This is a genomic window from Halomonas denitrificans (assembly GCF_003056305.1).
Lineage (GTDB): Bacteria > Pseudomonadota > Gammaproteobacteria > Pseudomonadales > Halomonadaceae > Halomonas > Halomonas denitrificans.
Genome location: NZ_PYVX01000005.1, coordinates 1 through 20,825, shown reverse-complemented (window position 1 = coordinate 20,825; position 20,825 = coordinate 1). Strand labels below are relative to the sequence as shown.

The following is a 20,825-nucleotide window of genomic DNA, read 5'->3' as shown; positions in this document are numbered from 1 at the left end:
CATGACACTGGACGCCATCCTGCCCCCCGAGCGCACCCTCTATGATGTGCCCGGGGGAAGCAAGAAGCGGGTGCTGGAGTTCTTCAGCACCTTCATCGCCCAGAACACGCCCAGCCTCGACAGCCAGGAGGTCTTCAGCCGCCTGATCGGCCGAGAGCGGCTGGGCAGCACCGGGATCGGCCACGGGGTGGCCATCCCACATGCCCGCAACCCGCACTGCAAGGCGCCCATCGCCGGCTTTCTCAAGCTGGCCGAGCCGGTGGACTTCGACGCCATCGACGGGGAACCGGTGGACCTGGTCTTCGTGCTGCTGGTCCCCGAGGAGGCCGACGAGGCGCACCTCGCCCTGCTCGGGCAGGTCGCCGGCGTCATGAACGATGCCGACACCCGGGGACGCCTGCGCCACAGCACGAGCCAGCGCGAGCTCCATGAGCACCTCATGGAGGCGATACGCCAACAGGCCCCGAACGACCGCCAGGGCGGCTGACCCCTCCCGGGGCACCGCCCGCCCCTTCACGACCAGGAGACCCCGCATGCAGCTCGTGATCATCAGTGGCCGGTCGGGTTCCGGCAAGTCGATCGCGCTGCAGGCGCTGGAAGACCTGGGCTACTACGCCATCGACAACCTGCCGGCGATGCTGCTCGGGCCGCTGGTCGACGAGCTCCAGCAGGGCAAGAGCGTGCGCTCCTCGATCGCCGTCAGCATCGATGCGCGCAACCTGCCGGACGCCCTGGCGCGCTTTCCGGAGCTGCTCGGCGACCTGCGCGCCCGAGACCTCGCCTGCCAGGTGGTCTACCTGACCACCGATGCGCGCATCCTGCTGGAGCGCTACTCCCATACTCGCCGCCGCCATCCGCTCACCCGCGACAGCGACATGAGCCTGGCCGAGGCGATCGATACCGAGGAGCAGGCCCTATCGGAGATCCGCGACCTGGCCGACCTGGTGATCGACACCACCCGGCTCTCGGTGCACGAGCTGCGCGGGCGCATCACCGATCAGGTGGCGGGCCATCGCGCCGAGCAGATGACCCTGACCGTGGAGTCCTTCGGCTTCAAGCGCGGCGTGCCGCTGGATGCCGACATCGTCTTCGACGCCCGCTGCCTGCCCAACCCCTACTGGGACCCGGCGCTGCGCGACGCCACGGGGCGCGACGCCAGCATCATCGCCTTCCTCGACGGCTACCCGATGGTCGCCGAGATGCACGACGACATCCTCGCCTGGGTGGAGCGCTGGCTGCCGCACTACCGCACCAGCCAGCGCAGCTACCTGACCGTGGCCGTCGGCTGCACCGGTGGCCAGCACCGCTCGGTCTACCTCGCCGAGCGGCTGGCCGCCCAGCTGGCATCGCGGCACGCCGGCGTGCGGCTGCGCCATCGCGAGCTGGGCGTGCAGGTCACCCTCCCCGCTGCACCGGCACCGCAAGATGCCGACGCGCCGCAGGAAGGAGCCTGAGGCGTGCCGAGCCGCAAGCTGACCCTGACCAATCGCCGCGGCCTGCATGCCCGCGCCGCCACCAAGTTGGTGCAGTGCTGCCAGCCCTTCGATGCGCGGGTCACCGTGCACCGGGACGGCCAGCAGGCCGATGCCGGCAACATCATGTCGCTGCTGATCCTCGCCGCCCCCTGCGGCACCGAGCTCGAGGTGCACACCCAGGGCAAGGAGGCCGACGCGGCCCTCGAGGCGATCTCCGCGCTCTTCGAGGCCCGCTTCGACGAGGACGCCTGATCGCGGCGCGGGGAGGCCACCCTCCCCGCACACACGACGCGACTCAGCCGCCGGCCACCATCATCTCGTCGATCAGCCAGGTGCCGGTATGGATGCTGCCGCGGGTGTCGGTATCGCTCCCCACCCCGGCGAGCCCCCGGAACATCGTCTCGAGGTTGCCGGCGATGGTGAACTCCTCCACCGGATGCTGGATCCTGCCGTCCTCGACCCAGAAGCCGGCCGCCCCGCGGGAGTAGTCGCCGGTCACGCCGTTGACGCCCTGCCCCATCAGCTCGGTGACCAGCACGCCGCGGCCCATGCGCTCGAGCAGCGCCTCGCGGCTCTCGAGCGGCGCGGTGATGCGCAGGTTGCGCGCGCCGCCGGCGTTGCCGGTGGTCTCGAGCCCCAGCCTGCGGGCGCTGTAGGCGGAGAGCATGTAGCTCGCCAGGCGGCCGTCGCGAACGAAGACGTTGTCGCGGGTCTGCACGCCGTCGTTGTCGAAGGGCGAGCTCGCCATGGCGCCGACCTCCATGGGGCGCTCGCCGAGGGTGAACCACTCGGGGAAGAGCGGCTCGCCCAGGCGGTCGCAGAGGAAGGAGGCCTCGCGGTAGAGCGCCCCGCCGGCGATGGCGCTCATCAGGTGACCGATCAGGCCGCTGGCCAGCGTCGGGTCGAAGAGCACCGGCATCCGCCCGGTGGCCGGGCGCCGGCCGCCGAGGCGGCTCAGGGTGCGCCGCGCGGCGCTCTCCCCCACCGCCTCGGCGGCGAGAAGGTCTCGGGGGTCCCGGGCGCTGGTGTAGTCGTAGTCGCGCTGCATGCCGCTCTCGTCCTCGGCGATCAGCAGGCAGGAGAGCGAGTGGCGGCTGCCGCGCTGGCTGCCCAGGAAGCCGTGGCTGTTGGCGTAGACTCGCACCCCCTCGCCGCTGGAGAGGCTCGCCCCGTCGGAGCTCTTGATCCCCGCCACGCCGCGCCCGGCCGCCTCGCAGCGCAGGGCGAGCTCGGTGGCCTCGTCGATGGAGAGCGTCCAGGGGTGGTGGACCTCGAGGTCGGGCAGCTCGGTCGCCATCAGCGCCGCGTCCGCCAGGCCCGAGGCCGGGTCCTCGCCGGTATGGCGGGCGATGGCCAGCGCCTTCTCGACCGCGGCGCGCACCGAGGCCTCGCCGGCATCGCTGGAGGAGGCGCTGCCCTTGCGCTGCCCCACGTAGACGGTGACGGCGATCCCCTGGTCCCGGGACAGCTCGACCGTTTCCACCTCGCCCTCGCGGACGCTGACGCCGACGCCCTGGTCGACGCTGGCCCCCACCTCGCAGGCCTCGGCCCCGAGCTGGCGGGCCAGGTCCAGGGCCATCCGGGCGCGACTCTCCAGCAGGGCCTGCTGGGCGGCGGCATCGAAAGCCTGTGTCATGAACGTCTCTCCTTACTCGGCCGGCCGGTCGCCGGCCCTCAAGATGGTGCATTGTCCAGCCCCGTACCGCGGGCTGATATACTGGCGCGATTCGATCCCCGACGAAGTGGAACCGGCATGACCCAGGATGACCTCTCCCCGGCCGACGAGCGGCCCAGCAAGTCCCAGCTCAAGCGCGAGATGCAATCCCTGCAGCAGCTCGGCGAGCAGATCATCGCCATGAGCGATGCCCAGCGCGCGCGCTTTCCCCTCTCCGACGACCTGCTGGCCGCCGTCGAGGAGACCGGGCGCATCAAGGCCCGTGAGGCCCGCCGCCGCCACATGCAGTACGTCGGCAAGCTGATGCGCGGCGAGGACCTCGAGGGCATCCAGGCGGTGTTCGACGAGATCGAGAACGAGAAGCTGCGCCGCGATCACGCCTTTCACCGCCTCGAGACGTGGCGCGACCGCCTCATCGACGAAGGCGACGACGCCGTCGAGGCCTTCGTGGTCGAGTTCCCCGACGTCGAGCGCCAGGCCCTGCGCCAGTTGATCCGCAACGCCCGCCGCGAGCGCGAGCAGGGCAAGCCGCCAACCAACGCCCGCCGGCTCTTCAAGCTGATCCGCGATACCGCCGGACTCTGACGCTCCCCTCGCATCATCTCCTCACCTGAGAAGCCAGCGAGCGACGACGAGGCCAGGCGGCGGCGAACGAGCCAGCGGAGTTTAGCGACGCCTAAATGAGCATGGCGAGTTCGTCGCCAACGCCGCCTCGTCGAGCGCAGCGGCTTCCCTGTTACGACTGGGTGCCGCCCACGGTCAGCTCATCGAGCTTCAGCGTCGGCTGGCCGACGCCCACCGGCACGCCTTGCCCCTCCTTGCCGCAGACGCCGATGCCGGTGTCGAGTTCCATGTCGTGGCCGATCATCGAGACGCGCCCCATGGCCTCGGGGCCGTTGCCGATCAGGGTCGCGCCCTTGACCGGCGCGGTGATCCGGCCGTCCTCGATCAGGTAGGCTTCGCTGGCCGAGAAGACGAACTTGCCCGAGGTGATGTCCACCTGGCCGCCGCCGAAGCTCATCGCGTAGATCCCGCGGCGCACGCTCTTCAGGATGTCCGCCGGGTCGTCGCTGCCCGCCCGCATGTAGGTGTTGGTCATGCGCGGCATCGGCAGGTGGGCGAAGGATTCGCGGCGGGCGTTGCCGGTGGGCGCCATGCCCATCAGCCGCGCGTTCAGCTTGTCCTGCATGTAGCCGGTCAGGATGCCGTCCTCGATCAGCGGCGTGCACTGGCCCGGGGTGCCCTCGTCGTCGACCGACATCGAGCCGCGGCGGTCGGCCAGGGTGGCGTCGTCGACCACGGTGACGCCCTTGGCGGCGACCCGCTCGCCCATGCGCCCGGCGAAGGCCGAGCTGCCCTTGCGGTTGAAGTCGCCCTCCAGGCCGTGCCCCACCGCCTCGTGGAGCAGGATGCCCGGCCAGCCCGGTCCCAGCACCACCGGCATCTGCCCGGCCGGCGCGTCGACCGCCTCCAGGTTGACCAGCGCCTGGCGCACGGCCTCCTTGGCGTAGCGCTCGGCGACGTTGTCGTCGCGCAGCCGCGCCATGGCGAAGCGGCCGCCGCCGCCGGCGCTGCCGCGCTCGCGCCGGCCGTTCCTGACCGCGATCACGCTGACGTTGAAGCGCACCAGCGGGCGAATGTCCGCCGCCAGGGTGCCGTCGCTGGCCCGCACCAGCACCACCTCGTGGACGCCGGTGAGCGAGGCGCTCACCTGGGCCACCGAGGGGTCCGCCGCCCGCGCCACGCGATCGGCCAGCTTGAGCATGGCGATCTTCTCCTCGGCGCTGAGCCCGGAGAGCGGGTCGATGCCGGCGTAGCGAGCCGCGGGGGCCACGGCCACGCCCGGCGCCACGCGCTGGCGCGCGCCCGCGCGCACGATGCCGGCGGCGGTGCGCCCGGTCTCGGCCAGGGCGTCCGCGGTGATCTGGTTGGAGTAGGCGAAGCCGGTCTTCTCGCCGGCCAGGGCGCGCACGCCGACGCCGCCGTCGATGTTGTAGCTGGCCTCCTTGACCTCGCCGTCCTCCAGCACCCAGCCCTCGTGCCAGCTGCGCTGGAAGTAGAGATCGGCATAGTCGATGCCCGGCCCCATGGCATGGCCGAGTCCGGTCTCCAGGGCCGCGAGGTCCAGCCCGCCCGGCGCCAGCAGCAGGTCAGAAGCGTCGTCGAGCATGTCGTGAGTCTGTGATGTCATTCGGCACTTTCCAGAGCGATCCGCGGCGAGGTCCAGGGGCCCTGCACGCGATAGTGGATTCGGGTCACGCGGTCGATGGCATCCCCGAACAGCTTGTCGGCGATGAACAGGGCACCGCCCACCATCGGGGCACCGGCCAGCACCGCCGCCAGCGGCAGGTTGTTGCTCACCGGTACGGTGACCGACAGGCGCTGATCGAGTTCCCGGCGCGCCAGGTCGACGCTGCCGTTCAGGGTGAAGTGGGTCGCCGGCCCCTCGATCTCCACCGGACCGCGGGTTTCCAGTACCCCACCATACAGGGTGGCGGCACCGCTGACACGATCGAAGGCGGTGCCCCGGCCGGTGACGTCGGAGAAATCGAGGCGCAGGCGACGCAGCAGGTTATCGACGTTGAGCAGCCCGACGACCCGGGCCGAGGGCGACTCCAGGTTGACGAAACGCCCGTCGCGCAGCATTACCTCGAGGCTGCCCTGGGAGCGCGGCAGGGCGAACTGCCAGGGCGCGCCCGGCCAGGCGAGCTGGCTCTCCACGCGGGTCTCGGCGCTCTCCACGGCGACCGGCTGGTCGAGCGCCGCCAGGGCGCTGCCCAGGTCGCCGCCGGAGAGGTCGAGCCGGGCGCGGGTCAGGCTGTCGCCGGCGCCGCTCGCCTCCCAGATCAGCTGGCCGCGGGCCTCGATCTCGCCGAGCGCAAGCGACAAGGGGTCGATCACCAGGCGGTCGCGCGTCGCCTGCCACTGTCCATCGAAGGGGCCGAGCCGCGCCCCGCGCCAGGCGAGGTCGGCGATGCGCAGCCGACCGTCCGGCAGCGCCGCCAGTCCTTCCGGCAGCGGGGCCGCCTCGACGGGCAGCGCGAGCTCGTCGAGCAGCTGGCCGCCGTCGGCCGCCGGGGAGACCAGCGCATCCAGCGAGAGGCGATCGAGGCTAATGTCGAGCGGCGCCGCCAGGGCGGGCCGATAGGTGAGGCGCCCGCCGGCCAGGCTGCCGTCCAGGGCGAGCCGCCAGCCGTCGGCGGCGCTGCCGCCCTCCACGACCAGCGAGCCGAGGCAGCGCTCGTCGAGCTGCAGGCAGTCGGTCTCGAGGGCGAGCGCGGAGAGCGCGCCCGAGGAGGCGCCGGCCGTGGCGGGGTTAACGGCCGCCAGCAGCGGCGACAGGGCGCGCCCCCAGGGCTCGATTGCCAGGCGCGGCAGGTAGGCATCCACCGCCCAGCCGGGCCGGCCGGCCCAGTCGGGCGGCGTCAAGTGCCCGATCCACGCCTGCCCCCGACCCGGGCCGCTGCCGGCGGGCGCTCGCCAGCGCAGCCCGAGCCGGTCGCCCAGGCGACCCTCGAGCCGCCCCTCGGTCAGGTCGACGTCGAGCCGCAGGGATCGCGCGGCCTCCCGGGACTTGCCCAGCGGCGCCGGCAGGTCGATGGCCAGTCCCTCCAGCCGGCTCTCCACGCGCACTGCGGCGCCCGCCTCCCCGATCGCCAGGCGCCCCTGCCAGGGCAGTCGACCGTCGATCAGGGTGTCGAGGCCGGCCACGCCGCTCCAGGCGGCCAGGGCCGCGGCCTCGGCCGTGCCGGAGAGATCGAGCCCGCCGGCCCGCGTATCGACGTCGGCGACCACGGGGCCGCCGAGCAGGCGAGCGCTCACTCGCCCCTCCAGGCCGCCCTGATCGCCGCGCTGGCGCCAGGCGAGCGGGCCCTCCAGCTGCGTGAAGGCGAGCCCGAGGGGGGCATGGACCAGGCGGGGGAATGCCGCCTCGGTCTCGATGTCCAGCGTCAGGGCCTCGGGGGCCTCGAGGTGCAGGGCCAGATCCAGGGTGCCGGTCGCCCGCCCCTCGGCCCGCCACGCCTCCAGCGCCTCCATGCCCTCGACGGGCAGCGCCAGCAGGAAGCGGCGCAGCGCGTCGCCCTCGGCCGCGAGGTCGCCACGGACCGAGAGCTGCTTCTCCTCGAGGGCCACCTCCCCTGCCGAGGCCTCGACGCCCAGGCTCTCGGCGGCGTCGACGCGGGCCGTCAGCGTCTCGTCGACCACCGACAGGTGGCCGCTGATGCCCTCGAGGCGCGGCCAGCCGGGGGCGATCGGCAGGCGCCCGTCGACGATCTCGAGATCGAGCTGCAGGGCGGGGGCGATCGTTTCCTGATCGGGGGCCACCGGCACATGGAGACGCAGCGCCCCCTCGGGCACGCGCCCGGCGGCCCCGTCGGCGAGCCAGTCGGTCAGCGCCGGGGGGAGCACGCCCACCGGCAGCCAGTCGGTGAGCGGGGTCTCCACGGCGTCCACGTCGGCGAAGTCGAGCTGCAGCCCGAAGCCGCCGCGCCGCTCGCCGCCGATCGAGAGCCCGAAACCGCCCTCGATCCGCGCCCCGTTCCACGCCACCTCGAGGTCGCGGCCGCTGACGAAGCTGCGCGGGCCGTCGTAGGCCCAGTCGATCACGCCGCGGGCGCCGTCGAGCGTCATCGGCGCGGCGAACACCTGCGGGAAATGCAGTTGCGACTCGCGACCGCTGAACTCGACGTGGCCCGAGAGGTCCTCGGACTCCACCCAGACGTCCAGCGGCCCGCCGCCGGGCGCCTGCTCCCAGGGCGACACGGCCACCTCGGTGGCCGCCGCCCGGGCCCGCCAGTGGCCCTCCTCGCGCCCCAGCCCCAGCGCCGTGACCCGTCCCCGGGGATCCAGGCTGTCGATCACCCGCGCCAGGGCCTCCGGCAGCGGCAGCCGGTCGCGCCAGGCGGCCAGGGCCCCCAGGTCAAACTCGCTGGTGGTGAGCCACCAGCCGTCATCCTGGCTGCGCACCTCCCAGTAACGGGGCACCGCCGGTCCCGCCTCCTCACGCTGCCCCTCGGGGCGGGCCCAGTCGGCGCTCTGCGCATCGGTCTCGATCCACGCCTGCCAGCCGCTGTCGTCGCGCAGCCACTGGGCGCTCGCCGAGGCCTGCTTGAGCACGATGGCCTGGGGCACCTCCTCGACGGTCGAGGTCGGTCGGCGCAGCGCCAGCAGGGGCGCCTGCAGATCCGCGCGCAGGTCGGCCAGGGCCCCCCGATGCCAGCGCCCCCAGAGCCGTGCGTCGCCGCTGACGGCCTCCAGGCGCAGGGCGCCGCCGTAGCCCAGCACCTCCGAGAGCCCCTTCAGGCTCTTGAGGCGCATGTCGGCCTGCAGCGCCGCGCTGAAGTCGCCGAGCCCCGAGGGCCCGGGCTGAAGTTCCATGACCGCCTGGATGGCATGCTCCTGCTGCCCCTCGACGAACACCTCGCCCTCGAGGTGGGTGCGACGCTCGTCGCCGGTCATCACCAGGCGCGGCGCCGTCAGCACGGCGCGCTGCTTCCGGCCGTGCAGCACCAGGCGGACGTCCTCGACCCAGGCGCTCTGGCGCAGCAGCGTGCCGACCCAGAAGTCGAGTCGCTCGAGGTCGAAGGTGCTCTCGGGAATCAATTCGGGGGGCAGCTCGGCGGGCTTGGGCCACTGCCAGCGACCGGACGGATCCTGGTAGAGGTGCACGGTCACGCCCTCCACCCGGGCCTCGGCCACCCGCGGCATGCCGGCGGTCAGGCTGCCAAGGCTGTCCAGGCGCAGCTGCGCCCGGTCCACCTCGAGCAGCGGCACGTCGCCGAGCCCCTTGCGGGAGCGGATGTAGAGGCCCTCGACCTCGAGGTGTGGGTCCAGCCGGGCGAGGCCCGCGGTGACGTCATCCAGCACCACCTCGGCGTTGAAGCGCGCCGAGAGCAGGCGCTCCAGGGAGCCGGTCTGCTCGTCCAGCAGCAGCGGCAGCCCCCGCAGCGCGACGACCAGCACCGCCAGCAGCGCCAGCGGCACCGCCACCAGGGTCAACAGCCAGCGAAGGATCAGGCGCGCCGCGGACATGGGCTCACATCAGCACGATGTCGTACTGCTCCTGGGAGTAGTGGGTCTCGACCTGGAAGCGGATGGTCTTGCCGATGAACTCCTCGAGGTCGGCCACCGCGGCGGACTCCTCGTCGAGCAGGCGATCGACCACGGACTGGGAGGCCAGCACTGCATAGGTCTCGGCGTTGTAGGCCCGCTCCTCGCGCAGGATCTCGCGGAAGATCTCGTAGCAGACCGACTCCGGCGTCTTCAGGGTGCCGCGCCCCGCGCAGGTCGGGCAGGCCTCGCAGAGCGTCTGCTCGAGGCTCTCCCGGGTGCGCTTGCGGGTCAGCTGGACGAGCCCCAGCTCGGTGACCCCGGTGCACTTGGTCTTGGCGTGGTCGCGCTCCAGCGACTTCTCGAGCATGCGCAGCACCTGGCGCTGGTGCTCGGGCTCGTCCATGTCGATGAAGTCGATGATGATGATGCCGCCGAGGTTTCTGAGCCGGAGCTGGCGGGCGATGGCGGTGGCGGCCTCGAGGTTGGTCTTGAAGATCGTCTCCTCGAGGTTGCGGTGCCCCACGTAGCCGCCGGTGTTGACGTCGATGGTGGTCATCGCCTCGGTGGGATCGATGACCAGGTAGCCGCCCGACTTGAGCTGCACCTTGCGGCCGAGCGCCTTCTGGATCTCGTCCTCGACGCTGAACAGATCGAAGATCGGCCGCTCGCCGGCGTAGTGCTCGATGCGCTCCACCGCCGTCGGCATGAACTCCTGGGCGAACTCGATCAGCTTGACGTAGTTCTCCCGGGAGTCGATGCGCACCTTCTCGATATCGTCGCGCATCACGTCGCGCAGGGTGCGCATGAACAGCGGCAGGTCGTCGTAGACCACGCTGGGCGCCGCCGCCGTCACCTTGCGCTCGCCGACCCGGCGCCACAGGCGCAGCAGGAAGTGCATGTCGGCGGAGAGCTCCTCGAGGGTGACGCCCTCGGCGGCGGTGCGCACGATGAAGCCGCCGGTGACCTCCAGCTGCTGCTCGGCCGCCGCCGCCTCGACCAGGCCGCGCAGCCGCTCGCGCTCGGTCTCGTCCTCGATGCGCTGGGAGACCCCGTGATGGGGCGAGTCGGGCATATAGACCAGGTAGCGCGACGGCACCGAGAGGTGGGTGGTCAGCCGCGCGCCCTTGGAGCCGATGGGGTCCTTGGTGACCTGCACCACCAGCGCCTGTCCCTCGTGGAGCAGCTGGGCGATGGAGACCTGCTCGTCGGCCGGCGTGCCCGGCGGCATCACCTCGTGGGCGTGGATGAAGGCGGCCCGATCCAGGCCGATGTCGATGAAGGCCGCCTGCATCCCCGGCAGCACCCGCACCACCTTGCCCTTGTAGATGTTGCCGACGATACCGCGTCGCCGGGCGCGCTCGATGAAGGCCTCCTGCAGCACGCCATTCTCGACGACGGCGACCCGGGTCTCCATCGGTGTCAGGTTGATGAGTACTTCACCGCTCATGCGGATATCCTTGTCCGGAAAGATCTGGCGCCATTATGACATAGCGCGCCACGCCGTCCTGTGCCGCGGTCAACGTCCCGGGGCTAGGCCCTGTGCCACAGCGGCACGCCCTGGCGGGCGAGCAGATTGGCGGTCTCGAAGAGCGGCAGGCCCACCACCGCCGAGTGGCTGCCCTCGATGTGCTCGACGAACACGGCGGCCAGCCCCTGGATGGCGTAGCCGCCGGCCTTGTCGGCGGGCTCGCCGGTGGCCCAGTAGGCGGCAAGCTCGTCCTCCTCCAGCACGCGCATGAAGACCCGGGTGGTCACGCAGGCGCTCAGCAGGCCGGCGGGGCCGGTGACCGCGACCCCGGTGAGCACCTCGTGGCCGCGTCCCGAGAGCGAGCGCAGCATCGCCAGGGCCTGCTCGCGGTCCGCCGGCTTGCCGAGGATATCGCCATCGCGCACCACGGCGGTGTCCGAGCCCAGGGTCGGCAGGTCACTCAGCCGCGCGCCGGCCAGGGCCTTCTCCCGCGCCAGGCGCACCACGTAGTCGGCCGCCGACTCCGCGGGCCGCGGCGTCTCGTCGAGGTCCACCGGGCGCACCTCCACCGTCACACCGATCGAGGCGAGCAGGTCGCGACGGCGCGGGGAGGCCGAGGCCAGGCAGAGCACGGGATCGTCGGTCATGGCGGCTCCAGAGCGAGTGGCAGAGGGTGAATGACGTGGGATCAGTCGCGGACGCGTCGGCGGCCCAGCGCCTCAAACAGGGTGGTGAGCCAGGGCCAGAGCAGCGCCCCGATCAGCGCCGGCAGCAGGAAGGAGAGGTGCATCAGGAAGGGACCGAACAGGGTGCGCAGCCACTGCTCGGCCAGCTGGACCATGCCCAGCAGCACGAAGATCAGCACCGCCTGCTGGACCAGCGAATAGGCCCGGAAGCGCGAATAGACCAGCGCGCAGAGGAAGGCCAGCAGCGACAGCAGCAGCGCGTTCTGCCCCAGCGGTGCCCCCTCGATCAGGTCCACCAGCAGGCCCAGCACGAAGCCGTGCAGGACGCCGACCCGCAGCGGCTCGCGCATGCACCAGTAGATCAGCATCAGGCCGAGCCAGTCCGGGCGCCACACCTGCCAGCCGTCGGCCAGCGGCATCACCTGCAGGCAGAGCGCCAGCAGCAGGGTGAACCAGACCCACAGCAGGTTGGCGGGCGAGGACGTGGCCATCAGCGCGTCTCCTCGTTGGCCAGGGCCCCGCTCACGGCCCGCGCCGCCTCGAGGGCCGGGGCGGTGAGCTCGCCCTCGGGCGGGGCCACGGGCGGAGCCGGGGGAAAGAGCAACAGGAAGTGGCGCGAGCGCTGCAGCTGGGCGACCGGCGCGGCGGTGACCCGGGCGAAGGGCTCGCCCGGGTCGTGGACCACCGACGAGACCCGCGCCACCGGATAGCCCGCCGGGAAGCGGCCGCCGAGCCCGGAGGTGGTCAGCAGGTCGCCCTCGCGGATGTCGGCCGTGTCCGGCGCATGCTGGACGTTGAGGGCGTCGTAGCTGCCCACCCCCTGGACGACGAAGCGCAGGCCGTTGCGATTGATCTGCACCGGCAGGGCATGGCTGGCGTCGGCCAGCAGCAGCACCCGGCTGGAGTAGGCCGAGGTCGCGGTGACCTGGCCGACCAGCCCCGAGGCGTCGAGCACCGGCTGGCCCACGTAGGCCCCGTCGCGACGGCCGCGATCGATCACCATCTGATGGGTGAAGGGATCGGGGTCCAGCGACAGCAGCTCGGCGGTAATGTAGGGGATGTCGCGCTCGCGGGTCGCCGCAAGCAGCTCGCGCAGCCGCACGTTCTCGGCCGTCAGGCTGGCCATGCGCTGCACCCGGTGCGAGAGCGTCAGGATCTGCTCGCGCAGCCGGCGGTTCTCGTCCACCAGGGCGCGCTGCTCGGAGAGCGCCAGCGCCCCCCAGTTGAGGACGTCGCTGGGCAGGCTGACCACCCACTGGATCGGCGCCACCAGGGTCGACAGCTGGGCCCGCACGGGCTCCATGCGCGTGAAGCGCGCGTCGGCGTACATCAGCGCCGCGGCCAGCATCGCACACAGCAGCATGCGATAGCCCGGCAGCGGTCCGTGCGAGAACAGCGGTTTAATGAGCGACCCCCTGCATCAGGCCAGCGCCTCCGTCAGTCGCTGGAGAGCAGCTCGAAGGTGTGCTGGTCGATCATCTCCAGGGCCTTGCCGCCGCCGCGGGCCACGCAGGTCAGCGGGTCCTCGGCGACGATCACCGGCAGGCCGGTCTCCTCGGCGATCAGCTTGTCGAGGTCGCGCAGCAGCGCGCCGCCGCCGGTCAGCACCAGGCCGCGCTCGGCGATGTCGGAGGCCAGCTCGGGGGGCGACTGCTCCAGGGCGCTCTTCACCGCGGCGACGATGGAGCCCAGGGTCTCCTGGAGGGCGTCGAGGATCTCGTGGGAGTTGAGCGTGAAGCTGCGCGGGATGCCCTCGGCCAGGTTGCGGCCGCGCACGTCGATCTCGCGCAGCTCGCCGCCGGGGTAGGCGCAGCCGATCTCCTCCTTGATGCGCTCGGCGGTGGCCTCGCCGATCAGGCTGCCATAGTGGCGACGCACGTAGGCGATGATCGCCTCGTCGAAGCGGTCGCCGCCGACGCGGATCGACTCGGAGTAGACCACGCCGTTGAGCGAGATGATGGCGATCTCGCTGGTGCCGCCGCCAATGTCGACGACCATCGAGCCCTGGGCCTCCTCCACCGGCAGGCCGGCGCCGATGGCCGCGGCCATGGGCTCCTCGATCAGGAACACCTCGCGGGCCCCGGCGCCCTCGGCGGACTCCTTGATGGCGCGCCGCTCGACCTGGGTCGACATGCAGGGCACGCAGACCAGTACGCGCGGGCTCGGCGTCAGGAAGGTGCTCTGATGGACCTTGCGGATGAAGTACTGGAGCATCTGCTCGGTGACGGTGAAGTCGGCGATGACGCCGTCCTTCATCGGGCGAATGGCGGTGATGTTGCCGGGGGTCCGACCGAGCATGCGCTTGGCATCGGCACCCACCGCCGCCACGCTGCGCATGTTGCCGGACTGGCGAATCGCCACGACCGACGGTTCATCGAGCACGATGCCGCGGCCGCGGACGTAAATCAGCGTATTGGCCGTCCCCAGGTCGATCGATAGATCGCTGGAAAACAGCCCCCTCAAGCGTTTGAACATGGAGTCGTTACCTAGTGCAGTCCGGGAACCCTGTGCGGACGCAAACGGTATCACCGAGCCCCCCCAGCAGCAAGCGGAACACCCCCGGTTCCCGGGCTTTGTTGGGCCTGCCAGCCAGGCGGCGGATGTGGTACCTTCTGCGGTCATTTCCATGACCCACCCCCTCTCGAGGACATCCGATCATGGCGCTTGAACACGCAGACGTTCTCAGGGCCGCCCATCTGGCACGGCTCGGCCTGAACGACGACGAGGCCGCCCACTACCTGGACGACCTGGGTCGCATCCTGGCGATGGTCGACCAGCTCCAGACCCTGGACACCGAGGGCGTCGCCCCCCTGGCCCACCCCCTGGAGACCACCCAGCGGCTGCGCGCCGACGAGGTCACCGAGCCCGACCAGCGCGAGACCTTCCAGCGCTGCGCCCCCGCCGTGGAGCAGGGGCTCTACCTGGTTCCCCGGGTCGTCGAATGATCCGCGTCTCCCCCATCCGTTACCGGCAAGCCATCACGGAGCCCAGGGCCCATGCATGACAAGACACTGACGGAACTCGCCGCCAGCCTCGCGGCCGGCGAGTTCTCCAGCCGCGAGCTCACCGAGAGCCTGCTCGCGCGCATCGAGCGCCTCGACGGCGAGATCAACAGCTTCATCACCGTGACCCCGGAGCAGGCGCTGGCCGCCGCCGATGCCGCCGACGCCGCCCGCGCCCGGGGCGAGGCCGGCCCGCTCACCGGCCTGCCGCTGGCGCTCAAGGACATCTTCTGCACCACCGGCGTGAAGACCAGCGCCGGCTCGAGGATGCTCGACAACTTCGTGGCCCCCTACGACGCCACCGTGGTCGAGAAGCTCAATGCCGCCGGCACCGTGAGCCTGGGCAAGACCAACATGGACGAGTTCGCCATGGGCTCGTCCAACGAGAACAGCTTCTTTGGGCCGGTGAAGAACCCCTGGGACGGAGCCGCCGTGCCCGGCGGCTCCTCCGGCGGCAGCGCCGCCGCCGTGGCCGCGGGCCTGGTGCCCGCCACCATGGGCACCGACACCGGCGGCTCGATCCGCCAGCCGGCCGCCTTCTGCGGCATCACCGGCCTGAAGCCCACCTACGGCCGCGTCTCGCGCTACGGCATCATCGCCTACGCCTCGAGCCTCGACCAGGCGGGCCCCATGGCGCGCACGGCCGAGGACTGCGCCCACCTGCTCGGCGCCATCGCCGGCCATGACCTGCGCGACTCCACCAGCGTGGCGCGCGGCGTGCCGGACTACACCGCCGAGCTCGACGCGCCCCTCGCGGGGCTCAAGATCGGCCTGCCGAAGGAGTACTTCGGCGAGGGCCTCGACCCCGAGGTCGAGAGCGCCGTGCGCGAGGCGATCCGCGTCTACGAGTCGCTGGGCGCCACGGTGCGCGAGGTGAGCCTGCCGCACACCCACTTCGCCATCCCGGCCTACTACGTCATCGCCCCGGCGGAGGCCTCCTCCAACCTGGCGCGCTACGACGGCGTGCGCTTCGGCCACCGCTGCGAGGCCCCGACCGACCTGACCGACCTCTACCTGCGCAGCCGCGCCGAGGGCTTCGGCGAGGAGGTCAAGCGGCGCATCCTGATGGGCACCCACACCCTCTCCGAGGGCTTCTTCGACGCCTACTACAAGAAGGCCCAGCAGGTGCGCCGGCTGATCCGCCAGGACTTCCTCGACGCCTTCGACGAGGTCGACGTGCTGATGGGCCCGGCCTCGCCGACCCCGGCCTTCGACCTGGGGGCGAAGAAGGACCCGGTCTCGATGTACCTGCAGGACATCTACACCATCGCCATCAACCTGGCGGGCATTCCCGGCATCAGCGTGCCGGCCGGCTTCGCCGGCGGTCGACCGGTGGGCCTGCAGATCCTCGGCACCCACTTCGCCGAGGCGCGGCTGCTCAACGTCGCCCACCAGTTCCAGCAGGCCACCGGCTGGCACCTGCGTCGTCCCGCTCTCGCCGAGGAGTCCCTGTGATGCAATGGGAAACCGTGATCGGGCTGGAGGTCCACGTCCAGCTCGCCACCCGTTCCAAGATCTTCTCCGGCGCCTCGACCGCCTTCGGCGCCGAGCCCAACAGCCAGGCCTGCGCCGTCGACCTGGGCATGCCCGGCGTGCTGCCGGTGCTCAACGAGGCCGCCGTGGCCATGGCCGTGCAGTTCGGCCTGGGCATCCACGCCGAGATCCCCGAGGTCTCGGTGTTCGACCGCAAGAACTACTTCTACCCGGACCTGCCCAAGGGCTACCAGACCAGCCAGATGTATCACCCCATCGTCGGCCCCGGCGAGGTGGAGATCACCCTGGACGACGGCAGCACCAAGGCCATTCGGGTGCATCATGCCCACCTCGAGGAGGACGCCGGCAAGTCGCTCCACGAGGACTTCCACGGCATGACCGGCATCGACCTCAACCGCGCCGGCACGCCACTGCTGGAGATCGTCTCCGAGCCGGACATGCGCTCGGCCAAGGAGGCCGCGGCCTACCTCAAGGCGATCCACTCCATCGTCACCTATCTCGGCATCAGCGACGGCAACATGGCCGAGGGCTCGATGCGCTGCGACGTCAACGTGTCGGTGCGCCCCAAGGGCCAGGAGGCCTTCGGTACCCGTGCCGAGATCAAGAACGTCAACTCCTTCCGCTTCGTCGAGCGCGCCATCGCCTTCGAGGTGGAGCGCCAGATCGAACTGCTCGAGGACGGCGGCGAGGTGGTCCAGGAGACCCGCCTCTTCGACCCCGAGCGCGACGAGACCCGCAGCATGCGCACCAAGGAGCAGGCCAACGACTACCGCTACTTCCCCTGCCCCGACCTGCTGCCGGTGGTGCTCGACCGGGCCTACGTCGACCACCTGCGCGACAACCTCCCGGAGCTGCCCGCCGACAAGCGCGCCCGCTTCCAGGAGGCCCTGGGCCTCTCGGCCTACGACGCCGGCGTGCTCTCGGCGAGCCGCGATATGGCCGAGTTCTTCGAGGCGGTCAAGGACGTCTGCGGCGACGCCAAGCTGGCCGCCAACTGGGTCCAGGGCGAGCTCTCCGGCGCGCTCAACCGCGAGGGCCTGCCGATCCAGGACAGCCCCGTCTCGGCGCAGCAGCTCGGCGAGCTGGTCGCCCGGGTGAAGGACGAGACCATCAATGGCAAGGCCGCCAAGCAGGTCTTCCAGGCGCTGTGGAACGGCGAGGGCGAGAGCGCCGACGCGGTGATCGAGGCCAAGGGCCTCAAGCAGGTCACCGACACCGGCGCCATCGAGGCGATGATCGACCAGGTGATCGCGGACAGCCCGGCCCAGGTGGCCCAGTATCGCGACGCCGAGCCCGACAAGCGCGGCAAGATGATCGGTTACTTCGTCGGCCAGGTGATGAAGGCCTCGCGGGGCACCGCCAACCCCCAGCAGGTCAACGCCCTGCTCAAGGAAAAGCTCGACGCCCTGTGCTGAGCATCGGGGCGGGCCGCGCGCCCGCCCCCTCGATTCGTAAGGACGATCCATGGCAGACGATGTCGGCGCGCGACTGCGCGCCCTGCGCAACCTGAGAGGCATTTCCCAGCGCGAGCTCGCCAAGCGCTGCGGCGTCACCCACTCCAGCCTGTCGCTGATCGAGCAGGGCAAGGTCTCGCCCTCGGTGAGCTCGCTGAAGAAGATCCTCGACGCCATCCCGATGAGCGTCGGAGACTTCTTCACCATGGACCTGGAGAGCCGCAATCAGGTGTTCTATTCGGCCGACGAGCTGGCCGACGTGGGCACCGGCGACGTCATCTACAAGCTGGTGGGAGCCAACCGTGCCAGCCGCGCCCTGGCCTTCATGATCGAGACCTACCCGCCCGATGCCGACACCGGCCGCGAGATGATCGCCCACCAGGGTGAGGAGGCCGGCGTGGTGCTCGAGGGGGAGATCGAGATCACCATCGGCGCCGAGACGCGCCTGCTGGGGCCGGGCGAGGCCTACTACTTCGACACCAACGTGCCCCACCGCTTCCGCAATCCCGGCAGCGCGCCCTGCCGCCTGGTGAGCTGCGCCACCCCGGCGCGCACCTTCTGAGCCAACCGCTCAGGCCTCCTTCAGCTTCTCGATCTCCTCACGCAGCGCCTCCGCCTCCTCGGTCAGCGAGGCGTTGGCGCGCATGTCGCCATTGCGCGCGGCCAGCATCGCCTGTTCGAGCTTCTGCTCATAGGCCTTCTGTAGCTTCTTCTGCGGGTCGGTCTTGAAGAGTCCGAACATCTGCCTGCCTCCTGTTCACAAGATTCGCCTCTCAGCCTACGCCATAGCATGTACACATGCTATACAGAACTACATTTATGTATCACCTTGCTGGCAGACTCCTGCGCCCCAGGACTTGCCCGCCCGCCTCGCGTCTCTCATCCTGAGGCAGGACACGGATCCCCGCGGCCCGTACCGGCACGAGACCCGAGTCGCCGGGACGAAGATCGCCCGCCCGGACAGTGGACGCATTCCCCCAGGAGACAATGAGATGACGACACGTACGCACATGGCCGTGGCACTGCTGCTGGGGCTGCTGCCCCTGGGCGCCCTGGCCCAGGAGGCCGACGACGTAGAGATCGAGGGCGTGGTGGTCGAGGAGAGCGAGCCGGACGTCCGGCAGTCCCTGGACAACCTGAACGAGGCGGCGCGAGAGAGCCGTCCCGCGGCTGCCGGCTTCGGCCTCGAGACGGCTCACACCGCGGTCAACGAGGGCGGCGTGGACGGCCAGACCGTCAGCGAGCGAGCCCGGGATCGCCGCGATGCCGAGAACGACCGCGCGAGCCGAGACGCTGCCGGCGGTCGCGGCAGCGCCGGCACTAGCGGCGGCGGTAACGGCGGCGGCGGTAACGGCGGCGGCGGTGGAAACGGCGGCGGCGGTGGAAACGGCGGCGGCGGTGGAAACGGTGGCGGCGGCGGAAACGGTGGCGGCCGCGGCTGATTCCCGAACGCGCCCTGTGGCTCGAGGCCGGTCCTTCGGGGCCGGCCTCGTCGTGTCGGCACCGCCAATATCGCCACTTTCGACCTAGCAATATGAGCCGCTGCACCGGCAGGCACCATCCAGACTTAGCACAGGACCCATCCCAAGGTTCCGACGGCCTCGCCCGGGGCTGCGCGTTCCGGCGACCGCCTCACAGAGGAGGAACGCTTCATGACCACGCTGACCTATCGCACCCTGGATGGCGACCAGACCGCCTTGTCGGCCGAGGCCGTCGACGCCCTGGCGGCGAGTCTCCACGGACAGCTGACCACGCCGACCGACGACGACTACGCGTCTCGACGAGGCGTCTGGAACGGCATGGTCGACCGCCACCCGGTGCTGATCGCCGGCTGCCAGGGCACCCAGGACATCGTCCAGGCCGTCGACTTCGCCCGCACGCACCGCATGTGCGTGAGCATCCGCGGCGGCGGCCACCATATCGCCGGCAACGCCATCGCCGAGGGGGGCCTGGTGATCGACCTCTCGGCCATGCGCAGCGTGCATGTCGATCCTCGCCAGGGCACCGCCCGGGTGGCGCCGGGCGCGCTGCTCGGCGACGTCGACCGCGAGACCCAGGCCTTCGGCCTGGCCACACCGCTGGGCATCAACTCCACCACCGGCGTGGCCGGCCTGGCGCTGGGCGGCGGCTTCGGCTGGCTGACCCGCCAGCACGGCCTGACCGCCGACAACCTGCTCTCGGCGGAGCTGGTCACTGCCGATGGCCAGCGCCACCACGTCTCGGCCGAGGAGGATGCCGAGCTCTTCTGGGCGCTGCGCGGCGGCGGCGGCAACTTCGGCGTGGTCTCCTCCTTCGAGTTCCGCCTGCACCCGGTGGGCCCGGAGATCTATGCCGGCCTGGTGGTCTACCCCTTCGACCAGGCCCGCCGGGTGCTCGAGGCGTGGCGCGACTTCACCCATGAGGCGCCGGAGGCGCTCAGCGTCTGGGCGATCCTGCGCGAGGCGCCGCCCCTGCCCTTCCTGCCCGAGGCCATCCACGGAGAGCGGGTCGTCGTGTTCGCCCTGATGCATGTCGGCGACCCGACTAGCGCCGAGCGAGACGCGGCCGCGGTGCTGGCGTTCGGCGAGCCGGCCGGCCAGATGCTCGGCTTCCAGCCGTACGCCGACTTCCAGGCGGCCTTCGACCCCCTGCTCGCCCCGGGGGCACGCAACTACTGGAAGTCCCACGACTTTCGCGACCTCGGCGACGAGGCACTGGCGCAGGCCATCGCGGCGGCCGAGGCGCTGCCGGGCCCGGAGTGCGAGATCTTCCTGGCCCACCTGGGGGGCGCCATGTCGCGGGTCGACCCCACCGCCACCGCCTATGCCGGACGCGATGCCCACTACGTGATGAACGTGCATGCCCGCTGGCAGGAGGCCGCCGAGGATGATCGCTGCCGCGACTGGGCGCGCGAGGTCTTCCAGAAGCTGGCGCCCTTCGCCACCGGCGGCGGCTACGTCAACTTCCTGACCGAGGACGAGGGCGATCGCGTGGCCAGCGCCTACGGCGTCAACTTCGCGCGCCTGCAGGCGGTGAAGCGCCGCGTGGATCCGGACAACCTGTTCCGGGTGAACCTCAACATCCCGCCCGGGGCCGCCGAGGTCGCCGCCTGACCCGGCCTTGACCGGCCCCAACGACGACCGGCGCCCTTGCGGGGCGCCGGTCGGCGAGTCGGACGGGGCCGCAAGGGCCCGACCTCAGGTTGCGAGGGTCATCCACACGCTCTTGAGGTCGGAGTACTCCTCCAGCGAGTGGTGGGACTTGTCACGGCCGTTGCCCGACTGCTTGACCCCGCCGAAGGGCATGGTCTGATCGCCCCCCGCCCAGTTGTTGACGAACACCTGGCCCGAGCGCAGCCGTCGGGTCACGCGCATGATGCGATCGATGTCCTGGCTCCACAGCCCGGCCGCGAGGCCGTAGTCGCTGTCGTTGGCGAGCCGCACCGCCTCGGCCTCGCTGTCGAAGCCGAACACCGCCAGCACCGGGCCGAAGATCTCCTCGCGGCCGATGGCCATCTGCTCGGTGACGCCGTCGAACA

At 71.2% G+C, this 20,825-nt stretch carries 20 protein-coding genes; 10 read left to right on the top strand and 10 right to left on the bottom strand.

What is annotated here, in order from left to right:
• The first annotated feature begins 1 nt into the window (after window position 1).
• Genes C9F13_RS13410 through C9F13_RS13400 form a run of 3 tightly spaced genes read left to right on the top strand, consistent with a single transcriptional unit; the run spans window position 2 to window position 1,727 of the window.
• A complete protein-coding gene (locus tag C9F13_RS13410) occupies window positions 2-487 on the top strand; it encodes a PTS sugar transporter subunit IIA (RefSeq protein WP_108446785.1) in 486 nt (161 codons plus the stop codon).
• A 46-nt stretch (window positions 488-533) separates the two neighbouring features.
• Entirely contained in the window at window positions 534-1,454 is a 921-nt protein-coding gene (gene rapZ, locus C9F13_RS13405; RefSeq protein ID WP_108446784.1) for an RNase adapter RapZ, read from the top strand.
• Between the two features lie 3 nt (window positions 1,455-1,457).
• On the top strand, window positions 1,458-1,727 hold the full coding sequence (locus C9F13_RS13400) for an HPr family phosphocarrier protein (protein ID WP_108446783.1): 270 nt from the start codon (window positions 1,458-1,460) through the stop codon (window positions 1,725-1,727).
• A 43-nt stretch (window positions 1,728-1,770) separates the two neighbouring features.
• On the opposite strand, the gene pmbA is transcribed toward C9F13_RS13400, so the two are convergent.
• Window positions 1,771-3,111, bottom strand: a complete 1,341-nt coding sequence (gene pmbA, locus C9F13_RS13395) for a metalloprotease PmbA (RefSeq protein WP_108446782.1) — start codon at window positions 3,109-3,111, stop codon at window positions 1,771-1,773.
• Between the two features lie 117 nt (window positions 3,112-3,228).
• Here pmbA and yjgA point away from each other — a divergent pair, with 117 nt between their 5' ends.
• Complete coding sequence (gene yjgA, locus C9F13_RS13390; RefSeq protein ID WP_108446781.1) at window positions 3,229-3,735, top strand: ribosome biogenesis factor YjgA; 507 nt, start codon at window positions 3,229-3,231, stop codon at window positions 3,733-3,735.
• A 151-nt stretch (window positions 3,736-3,886) separates the two neighbouring features.
• Here the strand turns inward: yjgA and tldD are convergent, their stop codons facing one another.
• The 7 genes from tldD to C9F13_RS13355 all read right to left on the bottom strand — a co-directional run bounded on the left by tldD (window position 3,887) and on the right by C9F13_RS13355 (window position 13,833).
• The gene (gene tldD, locus C9F13_RS13385) at window positions 3,887-5,341 is read right to left on the bottom strand and encodes a metalloprotease TldD (RefSeq protein ID WP_108446780.1); all 1,455 of its coding nucleotides are present in this window, start codon (window positions 5,339-5,341) and stop codon (window positions 3,887-3,889) included.
• Entirely contained in the window at window positions 5,338-9,183 is a 3,846-nt protein-coding gene (locus C9F13_RS13380) for a YhdP family phospholipid transporter (RefSeq protein ID WP_108446779.1), read from the bottom strand. Before C9F13_RS13380 ends, tldD begins: the two co-directional genes overlap by 4 nt.
• Window positions 9,184-9,187: 4 nt before the next feature.
• A complete protein-coding gene (gene rng, locus C9F13_RS13375; protein ID WP_108446778.1) occupies window positions 9,188-10,651 on the bottom strand; it encodes a ribonuclease G in 1,464 nt (487 codons plus the stop codon).
• An 83-nt stretch (window positions 10,652-10,734) separates the two neighbouring features.
• On the bottom strand, window positions 10,735-11,319 hold the full coding sequence (locus C9F13_RS13370) for a Maf family protein (RefSeq protein ID WP_108446777.1): 585 nt from the start codon (window positions 11,317-11,319) through the stop codon (window positions 10,735-10,737).
• A 41-nt stretch (window positions 11,320-11,360) separates the two neighbouring features.
• On the bottom strand, window positions 11,361-11,849 hold the full coding sequence (gene mreD, locus C9F13_RS13365; protein WP_108446776.1) for a rod shape-determining protein MreD: 489 nt from the start codon (window positions 11,847-11,849) through the stop codon (window positions 11,361-11,363).
• A complete protein-coding gene (gene mreC / locus C9F13_RS13360; protein ID WP_108446775.1) occupies window positions 11,849-12,721 on the bottom strand; it encodes a rod shape-determining protein MreC in 873 nt (290 codons plus the stop codon). Before mreC ends, mreD begins: the two co-directional genes overlap by 1 nt.
• A gap of 74 nt (window positions 12,722-12,795) precedes the next feature.
• On the bottom strand, window positions 12,796-13,833 hold the full coding sequence (locus C9F13_RS13355; RefSeq protein ID WP_089846023.1) for a rod shape-determining protein: 1,038 nt from the start codon (window positions 13,831-13,833) through the stop codon (window positions 12,796-12,798).
• 182 nt (window positions 13,834-14,015) lie between these two features.
• Here C9F13_RS13355 and gatC point away from each other — a divergent pair, with 182 nt between their 5' ends.
• Genes gatC through C9F13_RS13335 form a run of 4 tightly spaced genes read left to right on the top strand, consistent with a single transcriptional unit; the run spans window position 14,016 to window position 17,870 of the window.
• Window positions 14,016-14,303 carry an Asp-tRNA(Asn)/Glu-tRNA(Gln) amidotransferase subunit GatC gene (gene gatC / locus C9F13_RS13350; RefSeq protein WP_108446774.1) on the top strand — a complete coding sequence of 96 codons (288 nt, stop codon included), beginning with the start codon at window positions 14,016-14,018 and terminating at the stop codon, window positions 14,301-14,303.
• A gap of 51 nt (window positions 14,304-14,354) precedes the next feature.
• Window positions 14,355-15,815 (top strand): Asp-tRNA(Asn)/Glu-tRNA(Gln) amidotransferase subunit GatA, encoded by a 1,461-nt coding sequence (gatA, locus tag C9F13_RS13345; RefSeq protein ID WP_108446773.1) that lies wholly within the window; start codon window positions 14,355-14,357, stop codon window positions 15,813-15,815.
• Window positions 15,815-17,269, top strand: coding sequence for an Asp-tRNA(Asn)/Glu-tRNA(Gln) amidotransferase subunit GatB (gatB, locus tag C9F13_RS13340; protein ID WP_108446772.1), 1,455 nt, complete (start codon window positions 15,815-15,817; stop codon window positions 17,267-17,269). Before gatA ends, gatB begins: the two co-directional genes overlap by 1 nt.
• Before the next feature lie 49 nt (window positions 17,270-17,318).
• Window positions 17,319-17,870 carry a cupin domain-containing protein gene (locus tag C9F13_RS13335; RefSeq protein WP_108446771.1) on the top strand — a complete coding sequence of 184 codons (552 nt, stop codon included), beginning with the start codon at window positions 17,319-17,321 and terminating at the stop codon, window positions 17,868-17,870.
• A gap of 9 nt (window positions 17,871-17,879) precedes the next feature.
• Here the strand turns inward: C9F13_RS13335 and C9F13_RS13330 are convergent, their stop codons facing one another.
• On the bottom strand, window positions 17,880-18,050 hold the full coding sequence (locus C9F13_RS13330) for a DUF6435 family protein (RefSeq protein WP_108446770.1): 171 nt from the start codon (window positions 18,048-18,050) through the stop codon (window positions 17,880-17,882).
• A gap of 250 nt (window positions 18,051-18,300) precedes the next feature.
• Here C9F13_RS13330 and C9F13_RS17595 point away from each other — a divergent pair, with 250 nt between their 5' ends.
• Together C9F13_RS17595 and C9F13_RS13315 are read left to right on the top strand one after the other, a co-directional pair.
• Entirely contained in the window at window positions 18,301-18,750 is a 450-nt protein-coding gene (locus tag C9F13_RS17595) for a hypothetical protein (RefSeq protein ID WP_170121157.1), read from the top strand.
• A gap of 210 nt (window positions 18,751-18,960) precedes the next feature.
• Entirely contained in the window at window positions 18,961-20,400 is a 1,440-nt protein-coding gene (locus C9F13_RS13315; RefSeq protein ID WP_108446768.1) for an FAD-binding oxidoreductase, read from the top strand.
• Between the two features lie 84 nt (window positions 20,401-20,484).
• On the opposite strand, the gene C9F13_RS13310 is transcribed toward C9F13_RS13315, so the two are convergent.
• On the bottom strand, window positions 20,485-20,825 hold a 341-nt coding region (locus tag C9F13_RS13310; RefSeq protein ID WP_114446917.1), incomplete at its 5' end, for an aldehyde dehydrogenase family protein.

What these genes read in the sequence shown, in the direction of transcription:
- C9F13_RS13410 (WP_108446785.1), top strand. Translation starts at nt 2, where the DNA reads ATGACACTGGACGCCATCCTGCCCCCCGAGCGCACCCTCTATGATGTG.
- rapZ (WP_108446784.1), top strand. Translation starts at nt 534, where the DNA reads ATGCAGCTCGTGATCATCAGTGGCCGGTCGGGTTCCGGCAAGTCGATC.
- pmbA (WP_108446782.1), bottom strand. Translation starts at nt 3,111, where the DNA reads ATGACACAGGCTTTCGATGCCGCCGCCCAGCAGGCCCTGCTGGAGAGT.
- yjgA (WP_108446781.1), top strand. Translation starts at nt 3,229, where the DNA reads ATGACCCAGGATGACCTCTCCCCGGCCGACGAGCGGCCCAGCAAGTCC.
- tldD (WP_108446780.1), bottom strand. Translation starts at nt 5,341, where the DNA reads ATGACATCACAGACTCACGACATGCTCGACGACGCTTCTGACCTGCTG.
- C9F13_RS13380 (WP_108446779.1), bottom strand. Translation starts at nt 9,183, where the DNA reads ATGTCCGCGGCGCGCCTGATCCTTCGCTGGCTGTTGACCCTGGTGGCG.
- rng (WP_108446778.1), bottom strand. Translation starts at nt 10,651, where the DNA reads ATGAGCGGTGAAGTACTCATCAACCTGACACCGATGGAGACCCGGGTC.
- C9F13_RS13370 (WP_108446777.1), bottom strand. Translation starts at nt 11,319, where the DNA reads ATGACCGACGATCCCGTGCTCTGCCTGGCCTCGGCCTCCCCGCGCCGT.
- mreD (WP_108446776.1), bottom strand. Translation starts at nt 11,849, where the DNA reads ATGGCCACGTCCTCGCCCGCCAACCTGCTGTGGGTCTGGTTCACCCTG.
- mreC (WP_108446775.1), bottom strand. Translation starts at nt 12,721, where the DNA reads ATGCTGCTGTGTGCGATGCTGGCCGCGGCGCTGATGTACGCCGACGCG.
- C9F13_RS13355 (WP_089846023.1), bottom strand. Translation starts at nt 13,833, where the DNA reads ATGTTCAAACGCTTGAGGGGGCTGTTTTCCAGCGATCTATCGATCGAC.
- gatC (WP_108446774.1), top strand. Translation starts at nt 14,016, where the DNA reads ATGGCGCTTGAACACGCAGACGTTCTCAGGGCCGCCCATCTGGCACGG.
- gatA (WP_108446773.1), top strand. Translation starts at nt 14,355, where the DNA reads ATGCATGACAAGACACTGACGGAACTCGCCGCCAGCCTCGCGGCCGGC.
- gatB (WP_108446772.1), top strand. Translation starts at nt 15,815, where the DNA reads ATGCAATGGGAAACCGTGATCGGGCTGGAGGTCCACGTCCAGCTCGCC.
- C9F13_RS13335 (WP_108446771.1), top strand. Translation starts at nt 17,319, where the DNA reads ATGGCAGACGATGTCGGCGCGCGACTGCGCGCCCTGCGCAACCTGAGA.
- C9F13_RS13330 (WP_108446770.1), bottom strand. Translation starts at nt 18,050, where the DNA reads ATGTTCGGACTCTTCAAGACCGACCCGCAGAAGAAGCTACAGAAGGCC.
- C9F13_RS17595 (WP_170121157.1), top strand. Translation starts at nt 18,301, where the DNA reads ATGACGACACGTACGCACATGGCCGTGGCACTGCTGCTGGGGCTGCTG.
- C9F13_RS13315 (WP_108446768.1), top strand. Translation starts at nt 18,961, where the DNA reads ATGACCACGCTGACCTATCGCACCCTGGATGGCGACCAGACCGCCTTG.